Here is a 16,574-nt window from a genome sequence, read left to right as displayed (position 1 = left end):
ACGAGGATTTCTATTTTCCGTATTTCTGGCGTATGTTATTTACGCTGCTGATTTCTATAAACGATGCACCATGCGAAATTCCGAAATTACCACCAATAGCAATTACACAATCGTCGTCATTTACCTCATTCATTTCGCTAAGCTGATCAAGGCTCACATTTATAAACGCATTGGCACGGTCGGCTTTCATGTAGTTGGCAAAAACACCAAAGGAGAGGGCTAATTCGCGCATTACTCTTTTGTCGTAGCATTGGCAATACACAGCTTTGCGACCTCGGAACCCAGCCAGATTGCGTAAGGTGCGACCGCTAAAAGTATCGGCAATAATTACACGGGCATCGAGTTTAATGGAGGCTTCTACAGCCGATTTGGCCAGATATGCCGATATTTTTGTGCTCAGCACTGTGATGGGCGTTTTATGATAGTCGCCCCTGCTGGCTTCAACTTCCATGGCAATGGTCGACATGGTTTGTACAGCCTCTAAAGGATATTCTCCATAGGCTGTTTCACCGCTGAGCATAATGGCATCGGTTTTACTGTAAATAGCGTTAGCAATGTCGGTAACCTCGGCACGTGTCGGGCGTGGGTTCTTAATCATGCTATGAAGCATTTGGGTAGCCACAATTACCGGCTTACGTGCCTCTATACACTTATTGATAATTTTTTTCTGAACGCCCGGTATTTTCTCATAAGGAATTTCAATGGCCAGGTCTCCACGGGCAACCATTACTCCATATACATTCTCGATTATCTCGTCGATGTTATCAACCCCTTCCTGGTTTTCAATTTTAGCTATAATCTTTACTTTCGAATTTTTAGCATCCAGTATATCTTGTATCTCTTTTACATCTTCTTTGTTGCGCACAAAAGAGTGAGCTACAAAGTCTAGGTCGTGTTCAATGGCAAATTGTATATAATCACGGTCACGTTCGGTAAGCGCCGGAAGCGAAAAAGTTCCGTTAGGCACATTCACACTTTTCTTGCTTTTAATCACCCCACTATTTGTTGCCTCGCAAAGCAGATAGTCGTCAATTTTTTGCAGCACCACCATTTCCAACTCCCCATCGTCAACCAGTATTTTCTGGCCTACTTCAACCTCTTCCACAAACCTGTTGTGCGAAAGGTAAACGCAGGTTTCGTCGGTTACTTTTTCAGAATTACCCCTTATTTTCAACTTGTCTCCACGGTCCACCGAATATTCGTAATTCGATTTTGAAGTGCGAATTTCAGGCCCTTTGGTATCGAGCAATAAGGCAATTCGTTCAGAAACTTTTCTAACATTATTAATTACTTTCAGAGTGTCTTCTTTCGATTGATGGGCTGTGTTGAGTCGCACCACATTCATACCTGCATCGAAGAGCGATTTGATAAAATCTACATCGCACCTCAAATCAGAAATGGTTGCTACAATTTTGGTCTTTTTTATCATAACTAGATAATTATGTTTCTGAATTTGTATAATTTAAGCTTAATTTGATGTTCTTATTTTCGAGGCTGCAAATGTATACTATCGGGTTGAGAAAAATGTTAAAATAGTGTAAAATTCTACGTAAAAATTGGACGAAAATCTATTGGTTGAATACCGCCAGTTTCTGTTGCTGGAGCAGAATTTATCTGAAAGTACTCTTGAGAATTACCTACGCGATTTGCAAAAAGTATTTAAATTTCTCGAATACACTTACGCGGGAATCAGTTACAAGTCGATAGAAATCCATCATCTGAGGGCCTTTCTGCATGAGCTTAACAAGGTTGGTGTAGCTGAGACCACTCAAGCCAGGCATGTATCTTCGATCAAATCTTTTTTTCGTTTTTTGTTATACACGAATAAATTAGAAGAAAATCCCACTGCTCTTCTTGAAGCTCCCAGGCTGGGTCGCAAATTACCGGTTGTGCTATCGGTCGAAGAAATCGACAGGATGATAGCGGTGATTGACTTATCAAAGTCAGAAGGGCACCGGAACAAAGCCATTCTGGAAACTCTCTATGGATGTGGCTTGCGTGTTTCGGAACTGGTAAATCTGAAGCTTACCGACATTGCTGTCGACGAGGGATTTATACGCGTTAGAGGAAAGGGTGATAAAGAAAGGCTTGTGCCTATTGGACAAACAGCACTTACAGCCATTGAACACTATAAAGAGCAACAACGCAATCATCTCGAAATTCAAAAACAGGCGGCCAATGTTCTTTTTCTCAACCGTCGGGGCAACAAATTGTCGCGGGTAATGATTTTTAATATCATTAAAATCCTTGCCGAAAGGGCCGGTATTATAAAAAATATTAGTCCACATACATTCCGGCATTCTTTTGCCACTCATTTGGTGGAGGGTGGTGCCGATTTACGGGCAGTGCAGGAGATGTTGGGTCATGAGTCTATCATAACCACCGAAATATACACTCATCTCGACCAAAGTTACCTGCGCCAGACCATCATCGAACATCACCCACGAGCATAGCTTATTAGATGTTAAAGAGGGGCTTGAGCCAAAGCATGTATGCTTAAAACTGTAACAACAAAATCGCATATACACTCCGACCCGGATTATTTAAAGGTAAATTGTTGGTATTACTTAGCGAGCGACTTAAATGTTCGTAGTAATTTGTGCCTGTAAGATTTTTTGCACCCACCAAAAAACTTATCCGAGGTCTTGGCGTGTATGTAATTGCTGCATCAATTATTGTAAAAGATTCGGTAGGGGTTTCGCCATATTCTGCTGAGATTCGGTTTTGTTCGATTGCATGCCGCAGCAACACTTCTGGTTTTATTTTCTGCGCGAAATAACTCCCCTTTACCACCAATTGCATGTCAAGTGGCGGGATTTCCGGTAAGGGTTTCTGGTGTTCGTTATCCTCGGCATAGGTATAAGCTGCCGTGAGGCCCGCGAGAAGGTTAAACGGTAATTCTTGCTGGTAGCCCACTTCAAATCCGGTGATCATTGCACGTTTAATATTTATATATTGCCTGACACCCGGTGCAGAAGCAATGCGAGGTGTGAGATCCTGGCGAATGGTAGATGAAATATAATTCTGAACGGAAGAAATAAACAAATTGACATTGAACAGGCTGGTAGGAGGTTGCCAGGTGTAATTTACATCGGCCTGGTAGTTAATTTCTGGTTTCAGCTCAGGATTACCCAACATCTCATAGGCATCGGTACCCACCGGAAAGTAATTGATGTACAATTCTGTGGTGCTTGCTGCTCTTTGCCCACGACCCAGCCACAAACCTATTTTACTGCTCTGGCTAAACTTGCTGGTAAATCCCGCATTGAAACTCAGACTATATACCGATTGTGTATGCGTCGGATTCACTGCCACAAAACCAGAATCGGGTTTACCGAGAAACGAATGGTTATAATCTATGCGCAATGCTGTTATGAAAAGAAGTTTATTGGCTGGAAGTTGTAGCTCGGCAAATGTGCCAAGTTGTTGCATGTGTGCATCTTGCCATACATTATCCTTCATGCTTTTGCCTGTATTCGGGCCGGTAAGAAATTTACGGGTACGCTCGCCGGTTTGAAAATTAAGGCGTGTATCCAATCCGGTGTAAAGTTTAGAGGCTCCAAAGTTTAGCAAGGCTTCTGTTCTTGCACCTGCAGTTTCTGTGTTTGCATCGGTCGAGGCATCCACTGTGCGTGGAGGTTGGGTGCGCAGGAAATTATCCATTCTGTGATCCACAAAACTTCCATAAACCAGAGTCTTTAGGCTTCTGAAGGTATTATTCTTCGTTTCGAAACTGTGTCTGGTATTGAGAAGTAAAGTATGGTCGAACCTTAAATCCATTGGTAAAGAAGGGAAATCGACATCGTTTGCCACATTGTAAGTGGCAGAAAGACTAATTACCTGTGAAGGAGCAATTTTAAAATTGCTTGTGATACCAGAACTCAAGCGCGAAAAGGAAGCCGGAACTTTCTGTTCGTTTCCATCGGTATAATCATCGCCCGTTGAATAGGAGCTAAAGATTCTGGTCTGGTTAATCTTCTGACTTAAACCCAGCATAGCCTCGCTGCGAATGATGTTGCCGTTCGATTCGTATCCACCAGTGACACGACCTTCTATTTTAGCTTTTTCCGTAAATGTAGGTTCGGGCGAAATAAAATTAAATGTACCGCCTATCGCATTGCCATAACGCAGAGAGTAGGGCCCTTTTAAGAATTCCACACGGTCGGTCATATTTATGCTCACCTGGCTTGTAGGGGGGTCCATGCGGTTGGGGCAAGCGGCTAAGGAGTTTTGTCCACCGTCCATAATAATATTTAACTGCTCGTATTTAAAACCACGGAATACCGGATCGAATCCGTAGCTTCCACTTTTTTTTATGGTCGATACCCCTGGGATATGATCCATAAAGGCTCCGGCATCGTGGGTAATCTTATCGGACTGATTAATTACGGTATTTGCAGCAGGCTCGCTTGTCGATTTTACAAGTATTATCTCGGTAGGTTGCATAAGAATTTCCTTTTCTTCGAGAAGAATTTTTCCAGACTCCAGGAACTCAGCTAGCTTGCTGGAGGGTATAGATATCTGGCCATAAGAAAGATGCGATAGTTTCAGCGAGCAATCTTCGAAATGGTTAATAAGTATGGTACCATGCTCATCGGAAAGTCCATGTTGCTTTTGGGTCGAAAAGTGAATCAGTGGAACGGGTTGAAGTGTTTTTGAATCAAGAATTTGTATTCTTTTCTGGGCAGTTTGTGCCATCAGAGGTACAGTGCCAAACAGAGTAAGGATCAAACAGATATATTTAACAAAAGTAATTTTCATAATGCATCGAATTATGATATGAGAATGACTGCGCTATGCTCTTTCGAACAGCTATGCCACCACATATCAGATTTTGTTATTTGTATGCAGCTAAAAAAATAAAAGAAGAGTTTTAAGAATTTTGGGGAGGATGGAAAACAGGCATAGCGCAAGCAGGAAGGAAATTGCACATCCAGAAATCCGGATATTTATGGTGTTTTTCAGGTAAAAGCTCAAGTTTAAGGTTGACCATTGTTTTAAATAAGAGAAAAATATTTAGGTTCTCAATGGCTAAGTTATTATCTGCATGGTTTTTTTGTTGTGTTGATTTTAGCTGTTCTTTAAGCTGGCACTTTCCATGGCATTTTAGTTCAGGCTTTTCTTTATTGATACAAAGCACCCTGGCATAAAAATCCTGGTTAATTTTAAAACGAATAAAAACACCCGCTATGTGGGCAGGTTGAATGAGAATTAAGGCGGTTAAGAATATGGCTGTGATTTGACTTCTCATTGATAAGTTTGCATTTTTCACATAGTGGCTATAAGTAGTTTGAATGTTTTGTAACATTTAGTTCGAAAACAATTTTCTTTTTGCATTCTCTGAACGAATGGCTAAAGTATAAATGTAATCGAAATCAGTTTATTGTTTCTTCAGTTTTGTGTCTTATTTTTGGCCTTATGGATTCTTCTTCAATCGCAATTATAAAATCTCTATTCTATGAACATCGAAAAAATATTTGAAAACAATAAAGAGTGGGTAGCAAAAAAGCTTGAAATTGATAAAAACTACTTTAAACGCTTATCGAAGGGCCAGAATCCGGAGTTTTTGTACATCGGGTGTTCAGACAGCCGCGTGACTGCAGAGGAGCTAATGGGTGTTCAGCCTGGTGAAGTTTTTGTTTACCGGAATATTGCCAACATGGTTCCGAATACCGATTTAAGTGCCATGTCGGTGATAAGTTATGCCGTGAGATACCTGAAAGTTAAAAACATTGTGGTGTGTGGTCATTATTATTGTACAGGGGTAAAAGCTGCCATGCATTCGGCCGATATGGGCATTATTAATCCCTGGCTGCGGAATGTGCGCGACGTGTATCGGATTCACCGGTCAGAATTAGATCAGATTGAAGACGAAGATACACGTTATAAAAGGCTTATAGAGCTCAATGTGCAGGAGCAATGCATCAATGTAATTAAGACTTCGGATGTGCAAAAGGCTTATAAAGATCGACAGCTAAAGGTGCACGGATGGGTGTTTGATGTGCACAGCGGCAAACTCATTGACCTTAAAATCAATTTCGATAAAATTCTGGCAGAAATTATGGAAATCTACCGGATTATTTAAAAACAATTGTTTTCGAAATAATTGTTACCTAAAACATTTCGAGTTCTTTCTCCACAGCTGCATTTTTGGCAGCAGGCACTAGTTCTATTTTATTATCAGAAATAATCTTAGAGGCTTCAATAGGCTGCCCGGCATTTTTTACCGAGGCTAAATTACCTTTCGCTTTCATATCAGATTTTTTTACCGGCTCTTCTTTTGTTTTAAAGAAAGATACGATTCGTTTAAGCTGCCTTGCCTGAATGAGCAATTCGTCGGCCCGTTGAGACATTTCTTCAGACGAACTGGCATTTTGTTGTGTTATTCCATGAAGTTGTTGAATGGCTGAATTAATTTGTTCAGCGCCTGATATCTGCTCCTGCGCAGAGGCCGAAATTTCTTTTACCAGGTCTACGGTTTTTAAAATCTCCGGTACAATATCTTCGAGTTGCTTGCGGGCTTTTACCGAAACCTCCACGCCAGTTTTCGAAGCCTGGTCAATTTCGTCTGCAGCAAGTTTGCTGCGCTCAGCCAGCTTGCGCACTTCAGCGGCCACTACTGAAAATCCTCTACCGTAATCTCCGGCTCGGGCTGCTTCTACCGCTGCATTAAGTGCCAGAATATTCGTTTGAAAGGCAATGTCGTTAATTATCTTAATCCGATTTGCAATGTGAGTGATCGATTGGGTTGCAATTTCCGATGTCTGATTGCCTTCCTCAATCCTTTTCGAAGCTTCGAAAGAAATCTTTTCTGTGTTCTGGGCATTTTCCGCATTCATTACCATGTTGGCATTCATTTCTTCTACCGACATCGAAACCATTTCGGTGGCATCGGCTTGTTTTTTTGCGCCTTCGGCAATTTCCTGGGCAGTCTGGCTCAGGTGCTTGCTTTCATTCACAAAATTATCGGATGTTTCATGCACCATGCTTAATATTTCCCGAAGCTTATGTTTCATTTCGCTCATAGCCTGCAAAGCTTCGCCTAACTCATCGCGGGTATAAATAGTAATATTCTTCTTTCCTATATCACCATTTGCGATGGCTTTAAGGTTTGAAGTTAAAAATGCCACCGATTTTACAATACGGTTACCAATTATCAGGTTAATGAGTATAACGATACTGATGGCAATTGCAAGGCTGGCAAGCAAGATACTCAGACTGGCAACGATTTTATTTTTTATCGATTCGTTTCTTTGAAGTGTTAGTTCGGTATACACGGTTTTTAACTCATGCAAAGCATTCAGCGCCGGGCCATCGTCAATCTGAACCAGTGAGTTCAGAGTATCAACACTGACATGGTTGGCATGACCTTCCACCAATTTCAAAAAGGTAGCATCGTAGTGGAGCAGGGTTTCATTTATTGTTTCCAGTGCCAACCTTTCTTCATTCTTTAAACTTTTAATCTGAAGATAATTGTCAATGGCCATTTTGGTGGTGTCAGAAAAGGTATTGTAATACTCAATATTCTTATCGCCCCCATAAATCATATAGTTCTTGAAGTTGTGAATAATTCCCCCATAACCAAATCCGGTTTGGATTTCCATGATGCGGGTTTGCCGGATGGCTATTTCGTCAAGGTAAGTATCCCATTCTTGTTGAACCTGTTTAATACTCCTATAACTGATTATGCCACTGGCTGTAAAAGTAAGGAAAACAACAAGGAACATTAATCCGAATTTCGACTTTAAGGGGAGGTTGGTCAGAAGATGCATTGCAATTAAGGGTTATGAAACTAATTTAAAAAAAATATGTGGATATACGTCATGATTTTATTTTTGTTCTGCATATTTTGAAAATGAAAATAGAATCTGAAATTTTTTAAGTTTTTTATAAATAGGCATTATCATACCAGTGAGGTAATTAAAGCCTGTATTAATAGTAATATCACGCATTTATTTTTTTCCAACCGGCACTTTTTACTTCCCTACTGGGAACAGCGCGGGGGTCATCCCCTTTATCGGAAAGAGGGGTGAGGGTGGGTAAGATATAATTTTATGGTCTTAACTGGTATAATCGGGGCTAATCATAGAGTCTTTTGACTTAATTAGCAATTAGGGTATGCCTGTTAATTGATTTGGATAAAAAAAAGCTACCTCCAGGGTAGCTTTTTCAAAATTAATAAATACCAGTACTTATTTCATTTTATCCACAACATCCATCATTTCTTTTACACTGGAGGCAGATTGTTGCAGGAGTTTCAATTCTTCATCGGTAAGGTCGAGTTCAATGATTTGTTCCACTCCACCAGCACCCAGCACTATAGGCACGCCAACAAATACATCTTTAAGTCCATATTCACCTTCGAGTTTTACACAACAAGGCATCAGGCGCTTTTGATCGTTTGCTACTGCTTCTGCCATATGGGCCGCTGCCGAACCTGGTGCGTACCAGGCCGAGGTGCCCATAAGCTTTACCAGTTCGCCTCCGCCGAATTTTGTACGTTCGATAATGGCATCAAGCTTTTCTTTGGTTATGAGTTCTGTTACGGGAATACCACTCACTGTAGTATAGCGGGGAAGGGGCACCATGGTATCGCCATGTCCACCCATTAAAACAGCTTGTATATCTTTTGGGCTCACATGGAGTTCTTGAGCCAGAAAAGCCCGATAACGACCAGTATCGAGCACCCCGGCCATACCTATTACCTTGTTCTTGGGTATTTTGGCAGTTAAATAGGCCTGATAGGTCATTACATCAAGTGGGTTCGATACCACAATAATGGTAGTGTTGGGCGAATATTTTATTATGCTTTCGGTCACTGATTTTACAATACCTGCATTAATTTCGATTAAATCATCGCGACTCATGCCAGGTTTACGTGGGAGGCCTGAAGTTATCACAACCACATCAGAATTTTTGGTGGCTTCGTAATCATTCGTTACTCCAATTGGTCTGGTGTTGAAACGGTTAATCGGGGCACTTTGCCACAAATCAAGAGCTTTGCCTTCCGCTAAACCTTCTTTTATGTCCAGCAAAACCAGCTCGCTGGCCGCATCTTTCTGGCATAGCACATCCGCACAAGTGGCACCTACGTTTCCTGCTCCAACAACTGTTATTTTCATTCCTGCTTATTTTATATAAGGATAATAAGAATCTACAAAATTTCAAAACCTTAAAACTAACAAAAGAATCAGCCATTGGTTTGATGAAGATGTTAATATTATGTAAAATTTTCTGATTTTACTCTGTAATTGTATCGGTGAATATAGGCTTGGATATTTTAAATGCATAACTAAGTAACAGATAATTAATCTAATACTGTATTGAAGTTTTTTTTTCTTATAATTAGGTTACCCTTAGCTTTTTATGTAGATTTAGTCTAAATAGAGTAAATTCATTGGTGCAGAAAGTTCGAAATTAATGTGCTTTTTCTACTTTTAGCATCAAATTTTGGCTGCCAGAAGGGAAGATTGCACTTATTACGGCAGATTAAGTGATTTGAAAAACGAACTTGATTTCAATCTAATCGGGTAAAAATAGTTTGCTTCGTATGGGTATTGTAGGTGAAAACCTGGTTAAAATTAAAAATGAACTTTCTCGGGAGGTTGTTTTAGTAGCTGTTTCTAAAACCAAACCCAACGCAGATATCATGGACGCTTACCAAACAGGTCATCGGGTGTTTGGTGAGAATAAAGTGCAGGAATTGGTAAAAAAGTACGAAGAGTTGCCCAAAGACATTGAGTGGCATTTTATCGGACATCTGCAAACCAATAAGGTAAAATATCTCGCTCCATTCATAAGCATGATTCATGCAGTAGATAGTTTGAAACTATTGTCCACCATCCATTCAGAAGCCCTGAAGAATAATCGGGTTATTCCTTGCTTATTGCAATGCAAAATTGCAGTAGAAGATACCAAATATGGAATGGCTCCAGAGGATATTCATAACTTGCTCCGCTCCGAATCATTTGCTGAAATCAAAGCGGCCCGGATAGTTGGTATGATGGGTATGGCCACCTTTACCGACAATCTCGACCAGGTAAAAAAAGAATTCTCTGGGTTATCGGCTTTGTTCAGGGCATTGAAATCGGCCTATTTTTTTGACGACAAGGATTTTACTGTTTTGTCGATGGGCATGTCGCATGATTATCAGGTAGCATTGCGCGAAGGTTCGAATATGATTCGGATTGGAAGTAGTATATTTGGAGAACGTAATTATAATAATTCAACAGAATAACATGAGTAATCTTTCTGTCAATTACCTGGGTTATACCCTTAAATCGCCTGTGATTGTGGGCAGTTCAGGACTTACTGATTCGCCTGAAAAGATTGTAAAACTTGCTGAAAATGGAGCTGGTGCCGTTGTCTTAAAATCGCTTTTTCAGGAGCAAATTCAATTCGAAGCGAACAGTATGCTGGAAGAGGGACAATACCCTGAAGCCGGCGATTACCTGATGCATTATATCCGGAATAACAATCTGGAGAGTTACCTCAAACTCATTCAGGATTCAAAGAAGCAAGTGGGTATTCCTGTAATTGCAAGCATAAATTGCGTATCAGCTGGTGAGTGGCTCTCGTTTGCAAAACAAGTTGAAGAGGCTGGTGCCGATGCACTCGAACTGAATGTATACCTGCTACCCTCAAAAGTAAATAGCGACTCGGCTTATTACGAAAAACAATACCTTGAAATCATCACCGCTGTAGTTTCTTCTACAAAAATTCCTGTGGCTGTAAAGCTGGCACCCCATTTTACAAATTTACCTGCCTTTATCGATCAGATTTACAAAAGAGGTGCGCGATCGGTAGTGCTTTTTAATCGTTTTTATGCACCAGACATTAACATCGACACCATCGATTTTACTCCTGCCGATATTATCAGCGCACCCCAGGAAATGCGCACTACCCTTCGTTGGGTAGGTATTCTTTCCTCTTTGGTTGAAAACATAGATATTTGTGCCTCAACAGGTATACATGGCAGCGCAGCAGTTATCAAACAATTGTTGGCCGGGGCCAGCGCTGTGCAAGTTTGTTCGGCTATTTACAAAAACGGACCCGAATACATTCAAACTCTCAACAAAGAGATTGAGCAATGGATGCACAAAAACACGTTTGATAGCATTAAACAATTTAAAGGTCGATTAAACTACAAACGCATCAAAGACCCAAGTGTATTCGAACGTTCACAGTTTATGAAATACTATTCCGACAAAAAGTAATTTCTTTAAGCCAGTTCCATTGCCAATATCCTGTGGGGGGTTAAAAGTTTAAAGAAAGCTTTCTATCAGCTTAATCAGCTCGAGATAGAAGGCTTTTTTTTCTGGGCTTACCTTTGGCAAGTTTTCTGCCAGAAGCTCTTTGCATTGCTTAATTTTTTCACTGCCAGCCTGATCAATCCACTCGTCTATTACAGAAAATGCTTCGATGGCTGTTTGAAAATCGCCATCAATAAAACTTTGAGTGAAAACATCGATGTGTTCGCTGTAATCGAGCCCCGATTGCCAACAGGTCATGATCAGTTCACTTTTAAAAGTATCCGTGCCAGACGACTTAATTTGCTCAATGATAAAAGGTACAGCTTCCTTGTCTTTGAGTTGGCCCAGTATAGAAATCACTTCCTCTCTTACCTCATCATGCTGATGTTTGTTCAACAGCGAAACAACCAGTGGAAGGATATTGGCATGTCCTTTTTGCCTTATTTCATGAAGGGTAGTAAGAATTGTTTTTTTGTTTCCGGAAGAAAACCTGGTTTGTACATCGAGGTAGTATTTTTCCCTAGCGGTCATAGTGTTTCTGGCTTTTTATGCTTAATGCCGGACTTCATAAGTCAGGTTATGGTTTAAATTTGAATAAAATTAGGCTAAAAGTTCAATCTGAAGAACCTCGCGTGTCGATTTAGTGATACTATATCGGTTGTCTGTACGATGATTCACCACCCAGATAATGTCATTTCCCGAACAAACAAGCCAGGTGGTTTCTTTTTCAGGTAACGAAATTTTCTTGTCTGTAAAGTAATCGCTCAGCTTTTTCTTTCCGCGCATACCTAGCGGGTAAAAATAGTCGCCATGTTGCCAACGGCGCACCACTAGCGGAAAAGTTAGTTTCGACAGGTCGAAGCTGCCAATTTCTTTGTTGCGCTTTAAACTGAATTGTTTGCTGATAGGTATACTGCTTATTGCCAATCGGATAGGTCCGCTGAAATTTGTCTGGCCCTCCTCAATAAAGTATTCTTCACCATCGTCCTGGTTGCGCGGACACAAAATGTAGTGTTTTCTGTCTTTTACAATTTTAAACGTGGTGGAATAAAAAGTTGCGCCAGGTTGATGATCGATGTTTTCAATCATTCGTGTGGCAGTATCGAAGGTAAAACCATAATTAGATATGTATTCGAATAAAAGAGTGGGGCTTACCTGAAGGCTTTTAATCTTTTCGATATCGACGTAAATAATTTCACCTGTTTTTTTTGTGAGCATAGCAAAAAGCTGATCGATATGATGTTGATAAATACCAGAAGCTTCTTTTAAAAGCGCTGCAGTTTGGTTGATGGTTGTTATAATAGATGGATTCAGGTTTTCGAATAGCGGAAGTATGGATTGTCGAATTGAATTACGAAGGTATTTACTTTCGTTGTTACTGGAGTCTTCACGAAATCCAATCTTTTCGCAGGAAGCATAATTTTCAATTTCTTTCCTTGTGGCAAATAACAATGGTCTTATCAGTTGATTGTTATTGACAGGAATGCCTGTTAATCCCTTTATGCCTGTGCCCCGCGTAAGGTTAATCAGAAAAGTTTCGGCCACATCGTTCGCATGGTGGGCGGTGGCAATTTTGTTCAACCCATGTTCCTTCATAAGTTTTCTGAACCAGTTGTATCGGAGGTCACGGGCAGCCATCTGAATCGACACTTTGTGTGTCTCCGCATAGGCTTTTGTATCGAATCGTTTTACATACAGGGGAACGCCTAGATTCATGGCTGTACGCGAAACCAATTCTTCGTCGCCATCCGATTCGGCATCGCGCAGACCGAAATTACAATGTGCCATAGCTACTTTAAACCCCGATTCCAGAAAGAGATGCAGCATGGTCATAGAATCGACTCCTCCACTAATGGCTAGCAAAATATGATCTTGCGGATCGCAAAGCTTGTTGACTTCGATAAATTGTTTGAATTGTTCCTTCATAGTTGAAATTTAGCGTAATTCAGCGAATTTCTGCAAGCGATTTTTTCTTAGCTTTTAAGTACTTTCTCGAGAGCTGCAGCTTTCAACAGGCATTCGTCGTACTCCCTTTCTGCTTCAGAGAGAGCAGTAATAGCACCCCCTACCATATAGCTCAGGTATCTTTGATTTTGGTTGTACTGAAGGCTGCGAATTACCACGCTTAGGTCGAAATCTTTTTCGGGTGTGATGTATCCCACAGCACCTGAGTACAATCCACGTCTTGATATTTCGAATTCTTCGGCCAGCTGCATGGCCCTTATTTTCGGAGCACCAGTCATAGAGCCCATCGGAAAGGTAGCGCGGACAATTGCATCGATGCTATCGGTTTTTGATTGAGCTGCCACGGTCGATATCATTTGATGCACATGGCTAAAACTATAAATGCCACAAAGCTCTCTTACCTTCACAGAAAAGGGAATGGCTATTTTCGACAAGTCATTCCTGACAAGATCGGTAATCATAATGTTTTCGCTACGTTCTTTCGGATTGTTTTTAAGGTTTTCTTTCAGATTAGCATCTGTTTTTTCATCGGAAGAGCGCGGGGCAGTACCTTTAATGGGTTGTGAAATAATTTCGTCTCCTGTTTTTTTTAAAAATCGTTCAGGGCTGGCCGAAAGTAAATATTTTTCATGCAGACGAAAAAAACAGGAAAAGGGTGAAGGCGAGATCACATTAAGCTGGCGGTAGGCATAAAAGGGATCGATCGACTGATGGGCATAAAATTCCTGACAGTAATTTACTTCGAAAATATCGCCACGGTGGATGTGATTTTTAAGTCTCATCACCGCTTCAATGTATTCATTCCTGGACATTTTCGGAGTCATTTCAATGCTCATAGTCTCGGAATCAACCTGCATTTCAGTATTTAGAATGGCACTAAACAATTCCTTGGCCGGGGCAATCGAACTTCGAATGCTTACTTGGTCGCCATGAATCAGAATCAGGTGTTGAGGTTTAAAAAAATAAAATTCAGGCCACCCGAGGTAATCGGCATGAGACGAAGCAAGCTTTTCTATCGAATTTTTTAATTCGTAAGAAAAAAATCCGAACAACCAGTCTGGCTTCGATTCGAGTTCCCGATCGATATCTGCAATTGAATGATCGGGCGAAGCAATTTGTGCAGCCATTCCTGCGCCAATTAAAAGATCGTACTGAGGATAATTGTTTGGCTGTGGAGTGTGAACATCGGAGTGACTATCGAGCAGGCAAAACACATCGAAACCACGCAGCCACTCCAGGCATTTCAGTTTGAAATGGCTTGACGAATCGAGAATAAAATCCTGTTGATTGTTCATGACGCAAAAGTAATGGCTTATTGCTTTATCACGCTAAGAAAATAAAAACTCTTTGAAGACGAAATTTAATCTTAACCCTTATGTTTTATTAAAAGTTTAATCGGACTTCCATATTTTTAGTTGTTTCTTCTTCAAGAATGTAAGGTATTTGCAATCATGAGTATAATGATTATCTTTCTTGCAGTTTTTTCGATAAGGAATGAGGTTAACTATTTCAAGCTTTGTATATTTTATCAGTAGCTGGTGTTTGTTATTTTTCGTGCATTCCGCGAAATTGACAGCGCAAACACCCATTACATTCGTCATTACCAGCATTCCCGGCTATACACCCGAATTTGACACTCTGTACCTGGTTACTTCGCTCGATAACTGGAATATTGCCGATCCTAAGAAAAAGTTCAAGTATTATTCCGATGGTTATTATCGCTTGACCATCGATATTGGTGAGGCTAAAAAATTTGAGTATAAGATTAACCGTGGCAACTGGGATAAGGTGGAAGGCAACAACTGGGGTGATTTTCTTGCCAATCGACGGTTCACCTACAACGATTCGATTTATGAAGTAAAGCTTCGTGTAGAGTCCTGGCAGGATTTACACGACACAGAATATCCTCCTGTTGAGATTATTATAATGTCCATTCCCGCCAATACTCCTCATGATGCAGATATTTACCTTGCAGGCACGTTCAATAATTGGATGGATAACGATCCGGCCTATAAATTAACACCAAGTGCTGATGGTACATACAGAGGAGAAATACAGGCTGGTATCGATACCATTCATTTTAAGTTTACAAGAGGTACATGGGCATCAACCGAAGCTCGCTGGGATGGCGGCATGCGCTCTAACAGGGTTTACATTGCCAACCGTGCCTATAAAAGCCAAATTGTGGCAGAAATCAGAAGCTGGCACGACTTGTCATCAGGGAATGTATGGATAAAAGTAATATTTCTTTTATTTTTTCTTCAGAGTATAATGGTATTAAGCCTTCTTTTCCGGTTTATGCGTATTGGGGTGTTGGTTGGCTTATCGGCTATGCTTTCATTGGTGTTCCTTGCCAAGGTATTTAATGCCAATTATAATTTGTTTTATCTTCTTCCCCAATTGGTGTTTTTGCCAGCTTTTATTTATCCTTTTATTGGCCCTTGGATGTATACTTGGTTTAGATCCAATATATTAAAGGAACAAATAAAGGTTTCATACATTCATTTTTTGCCGGTGCTACCCCTTGTATGGTACCTTCAGTTTGTTGTGCAACCTTCGCATGCTCTCTATTTAAAAGTGGTGAACAATGAATTAACTAACTACTTCTTTTTTAGTTATGGATATGGTTTGTTACTTCATCTTTTTTTCAACTACAAGTTGCAACAATTGATATCGCATCAGATAGCAGAAATCCCCGATCTTATCTATCGTTTTTATAGAGCCATTCAAAACAACTGGTATGTTTCTGCATTTATTTTTATCGCCGGAATCGTGAGTATTTGGCAGAAAGTAGACATAAAATTTATTATCGACTGGATCGAGAATGCATTATGGATTGGGATAGGAATAGTAATGATCTATTTTGAATGGTTCTTTCTGTCGAGTTTATATACCGATTTTGTGAAGAATAAAAGTCGGGTTAATAAGGAACAGGCGGGTGGCGATAGCTGGGCCAGATTAAAGACCAAACTCATCGAATTAATGCAGGATAAAGCTGTATACAGCAATCCAAACCTTACCTTAACCGATTTGGCAGGTTATCTGGGTACCAACAATCATTATGTATCGAAGCTCATCAACGAGGGTTTTCAAAAAAGCTATACCGATTACGTAAACGCCTATCGTGTCGAAGCTTTTATAAAAGCCATTGAGAGTAACGAAGGCAATAAAACATTTCTTTACCACGCCTATAGAGTCGGGTTTAATTCCAAATCTGCTTTCAACAGGGCATTTAAAAAGGTTACCAACAGCACCCCCAGCGAGTATTTCACCGAGAAAAAGTCAGGTTAGCTCTTTTTGCAAGGTGCCGTGCTTATTTTCCTATCTATTTAGCGTATCAGTTCATGCATTAGGGCA

At 40.5% G+C, this 16,574-nt stretch carries 13 protein-coding genes; 5 read left to right on the top strand and 8 right to left on the bottom strand.

Features of this window, described 5'->3' with window-relative positions:
• Window positions 1–10: 10 nt before the first annotated feature.
• Complete coding sequence (gene pyk, locus IPM71_02090) at window positions 11–1,429, bottom strand: pyruvate kinase (GenBank protein QQS51538.1); 1,419 nt, start codon at window positions 1,427–1,429, stop codon at window positions 11–13.
• A gap of 127 nt (window positions 1,430–1,556) precedes the next feature.
• Between pyk and xerD the strand changes: the two genes are divergently transcribed.
• Window positions 1,557–2,453, top strand: a complete 897-nt coding sequence (xerD, locus tag IPM71_02085; GenBank protein QQS51537.1) for a site-specific tyrosine recombinase XerD — start codon at window positions 1,557–1,559, stop codon at window positions 2,451–2,453.
• 43 nt (window positions 2,454–2,496) lie between these two features.
• Here xerD and IPM71_02080 read toward each other — a convergent pair whose 3' ends face one another.
• Window positions 2,497–4,761 (bottom strand): TonB-dependent receptor, encoded by a 2,265-nt coding sequence (locus IPM71_02080; GenBank protein QQS51536.1) that lies wholly within the window; start codon window positions 4,759–4,761, stop codon window positions 2,497–2,499.
• Between the two features lie 112 nt (window positions 4,762–4,873).
• Window positions 4,874–5,251: a hypothetical protein gene (locus tag IPM71_02075; protein QQS51535.1), complete on the bottom strand. Its 378-nt coding sequence runs from the start codon at window positions 5,249–5,251 to the stop codon at window positions 4,874–4,876.
• Between the two features lie 207 nt (window positions 5,252–5,458).
• Here IPM71_02075 and IPM71_02070 point away from each other — a divergent pair, with 207 nt between their 5' ends.
• The gene (locus tag IPM71_02070; GenBank protein QQS51534.1) at window positions 5,459–6,085 is read left to right on the top strand and encodes a carbonic anhydrase; all 627 of its coding nucleotides are present in this window, start codon (window positions 5,459–5,461) and stop codon (window positions 6,083–6,085) included.
• A gap of 28 nt (window positions 6,086–6,113) precedes the next feature.
• Here IPM71_02070 and IPM71_02065 read toward each other — a convergent pair whose 3' ends face one another.
• Together IPM71_02065 and mdh are read right to left on the bottom strand one after the other, a co-directional pair.
• Window positions 6,114–7,772 (bottom strand): HAMP domain-containing protein, encoded by a 1,659-nt coding sequence (locus IPM71_02065; GenBank protein ID QQS51533.1) that lies wholly within the window; start codon window positions 7,770–7,772, stop codon window positions 6,114–6,116.
• Between the two features lie 420 nt (window positions 7,773–8,192).
• The gene (gene mdh, locus IPM71_02060) at window positions 8,193–9,122 is read right to left on the bottom strand and encodes a malate dehydrogenase (GenBank protein QQS51532.1); all 930 of its coding nucleotides are present in this window, start codon (window positions 9,120–9,122) and stop codon (window positions 8,193–8,195) included.
• A gap of 428 nt (window positions 9,123–9,550) precedes the next feature.
• Here mdh and IPM71_02055 point away from each other — a divergent pair, with 428 nt between their 5' ends.
• Together IPM71_02055 and IPM71_02050 are read left to right on the top strand one after the other, a co-directional pair.
• Window positions 9,551–10,237 carry a YggS family pyridoxal phosphate-dependent enzyme gene (locus IPM71_02055; GenBank protein QQS51531.1) on the top strand — a complete coding sequence of 229 codons (687 nt, stop codon included), beginning with the start codon at window positions 9,551–9,553 and terminating at the stop codon, window positions 10,235–10,237.
• A 1-nt stretch (window position 10,238) separates the two neighbouring features.
• Window positions 10,239–11,216: a dihydroorotate dehydrogenase-like protein gene (locus IPM71_02050; GenBank protein QQS51530.1), complete on the top strand. Its 978-nt coding sequence runs from the start codon at window positions 10,239–10,241 to the stop codon at window positions 11,214–11,216.
• 48 nt (window positions 11,217–11,264) lie between these two features.
• On the opposite strand, the gene IPM71_02045 is transcribed toward IPM71_02050, so the two are convergent.
• The 3 genes from IPM71_02045 to IPM71_02035 form a co-directional block, all read right to left on the bottom strand.
• A complete protein-coding gene (locus IPM71_02045; protein ID QQS51529.1) occupies window positions 11,265–11,783 on the bottom strand; it encodes a HEAT repeat domain-containing protein in 519 nt (172 codons plus the stop codon).
• A 69-nt stretch (window positions 11,784–11,852) separates the two neighbouring features.
• On the bottom strand, window positions 11,853–13,178 hold the full coding sequence (tilS, locus tag IPM71_02040; GenBank protein QQS51528.1) for a tRNA lysidine(34) synthetase TilS: 1,326 nt from the start codon (window positions 13,176–13,178) through the stop codon (window positions 11,853–11,855).
• 47 nt (window positions 13,179–13,225) lie between these two features.
• A complete protein-coding gene (locus IPM71_02035; protein ID QQS51527.1) occupies window positions 13,226–14,512 on the bottom strand; it encodes an anthranilate synthase component I family protein in 1,287 nt (428 codons plus the stop codon).
• A 274-nt stretch (window positions 14,513–14,786) separates the two neighbouring features.
• Between IPM71_02035 and IPM71_02030 the strand changes: the two genes are divergently transcribed.
• Window positions 14,787–16,508: a helix-turn-helix domain-containing protein gene (locus IPM71_02030; GenBank protein QQS51526.1), complete on the top strand. Its 1,722-nt coding sequence runs from the start codon at window positions 14,787–14,789 to the stop codon at window positions 16,506–16,508.
• The last annotated feature ends 66 nt before the right edge of the window (window positions 16,509–16,574 follow it).

It is taken from the genome of Bacteroidota bacterium, from assembly GCA_016699695.1.
Taxonomy (GTDB): domain Bacteria; phylum Bacteroidota; class Bacteroidia; order Bacteroidales; family UBA10428; genus UBA10428.
The sequence above is the reverse complement of the archived record's forward strand: the minus strand, read 5'-3'. Positions and strand labels throughout refer to the sequence as shown.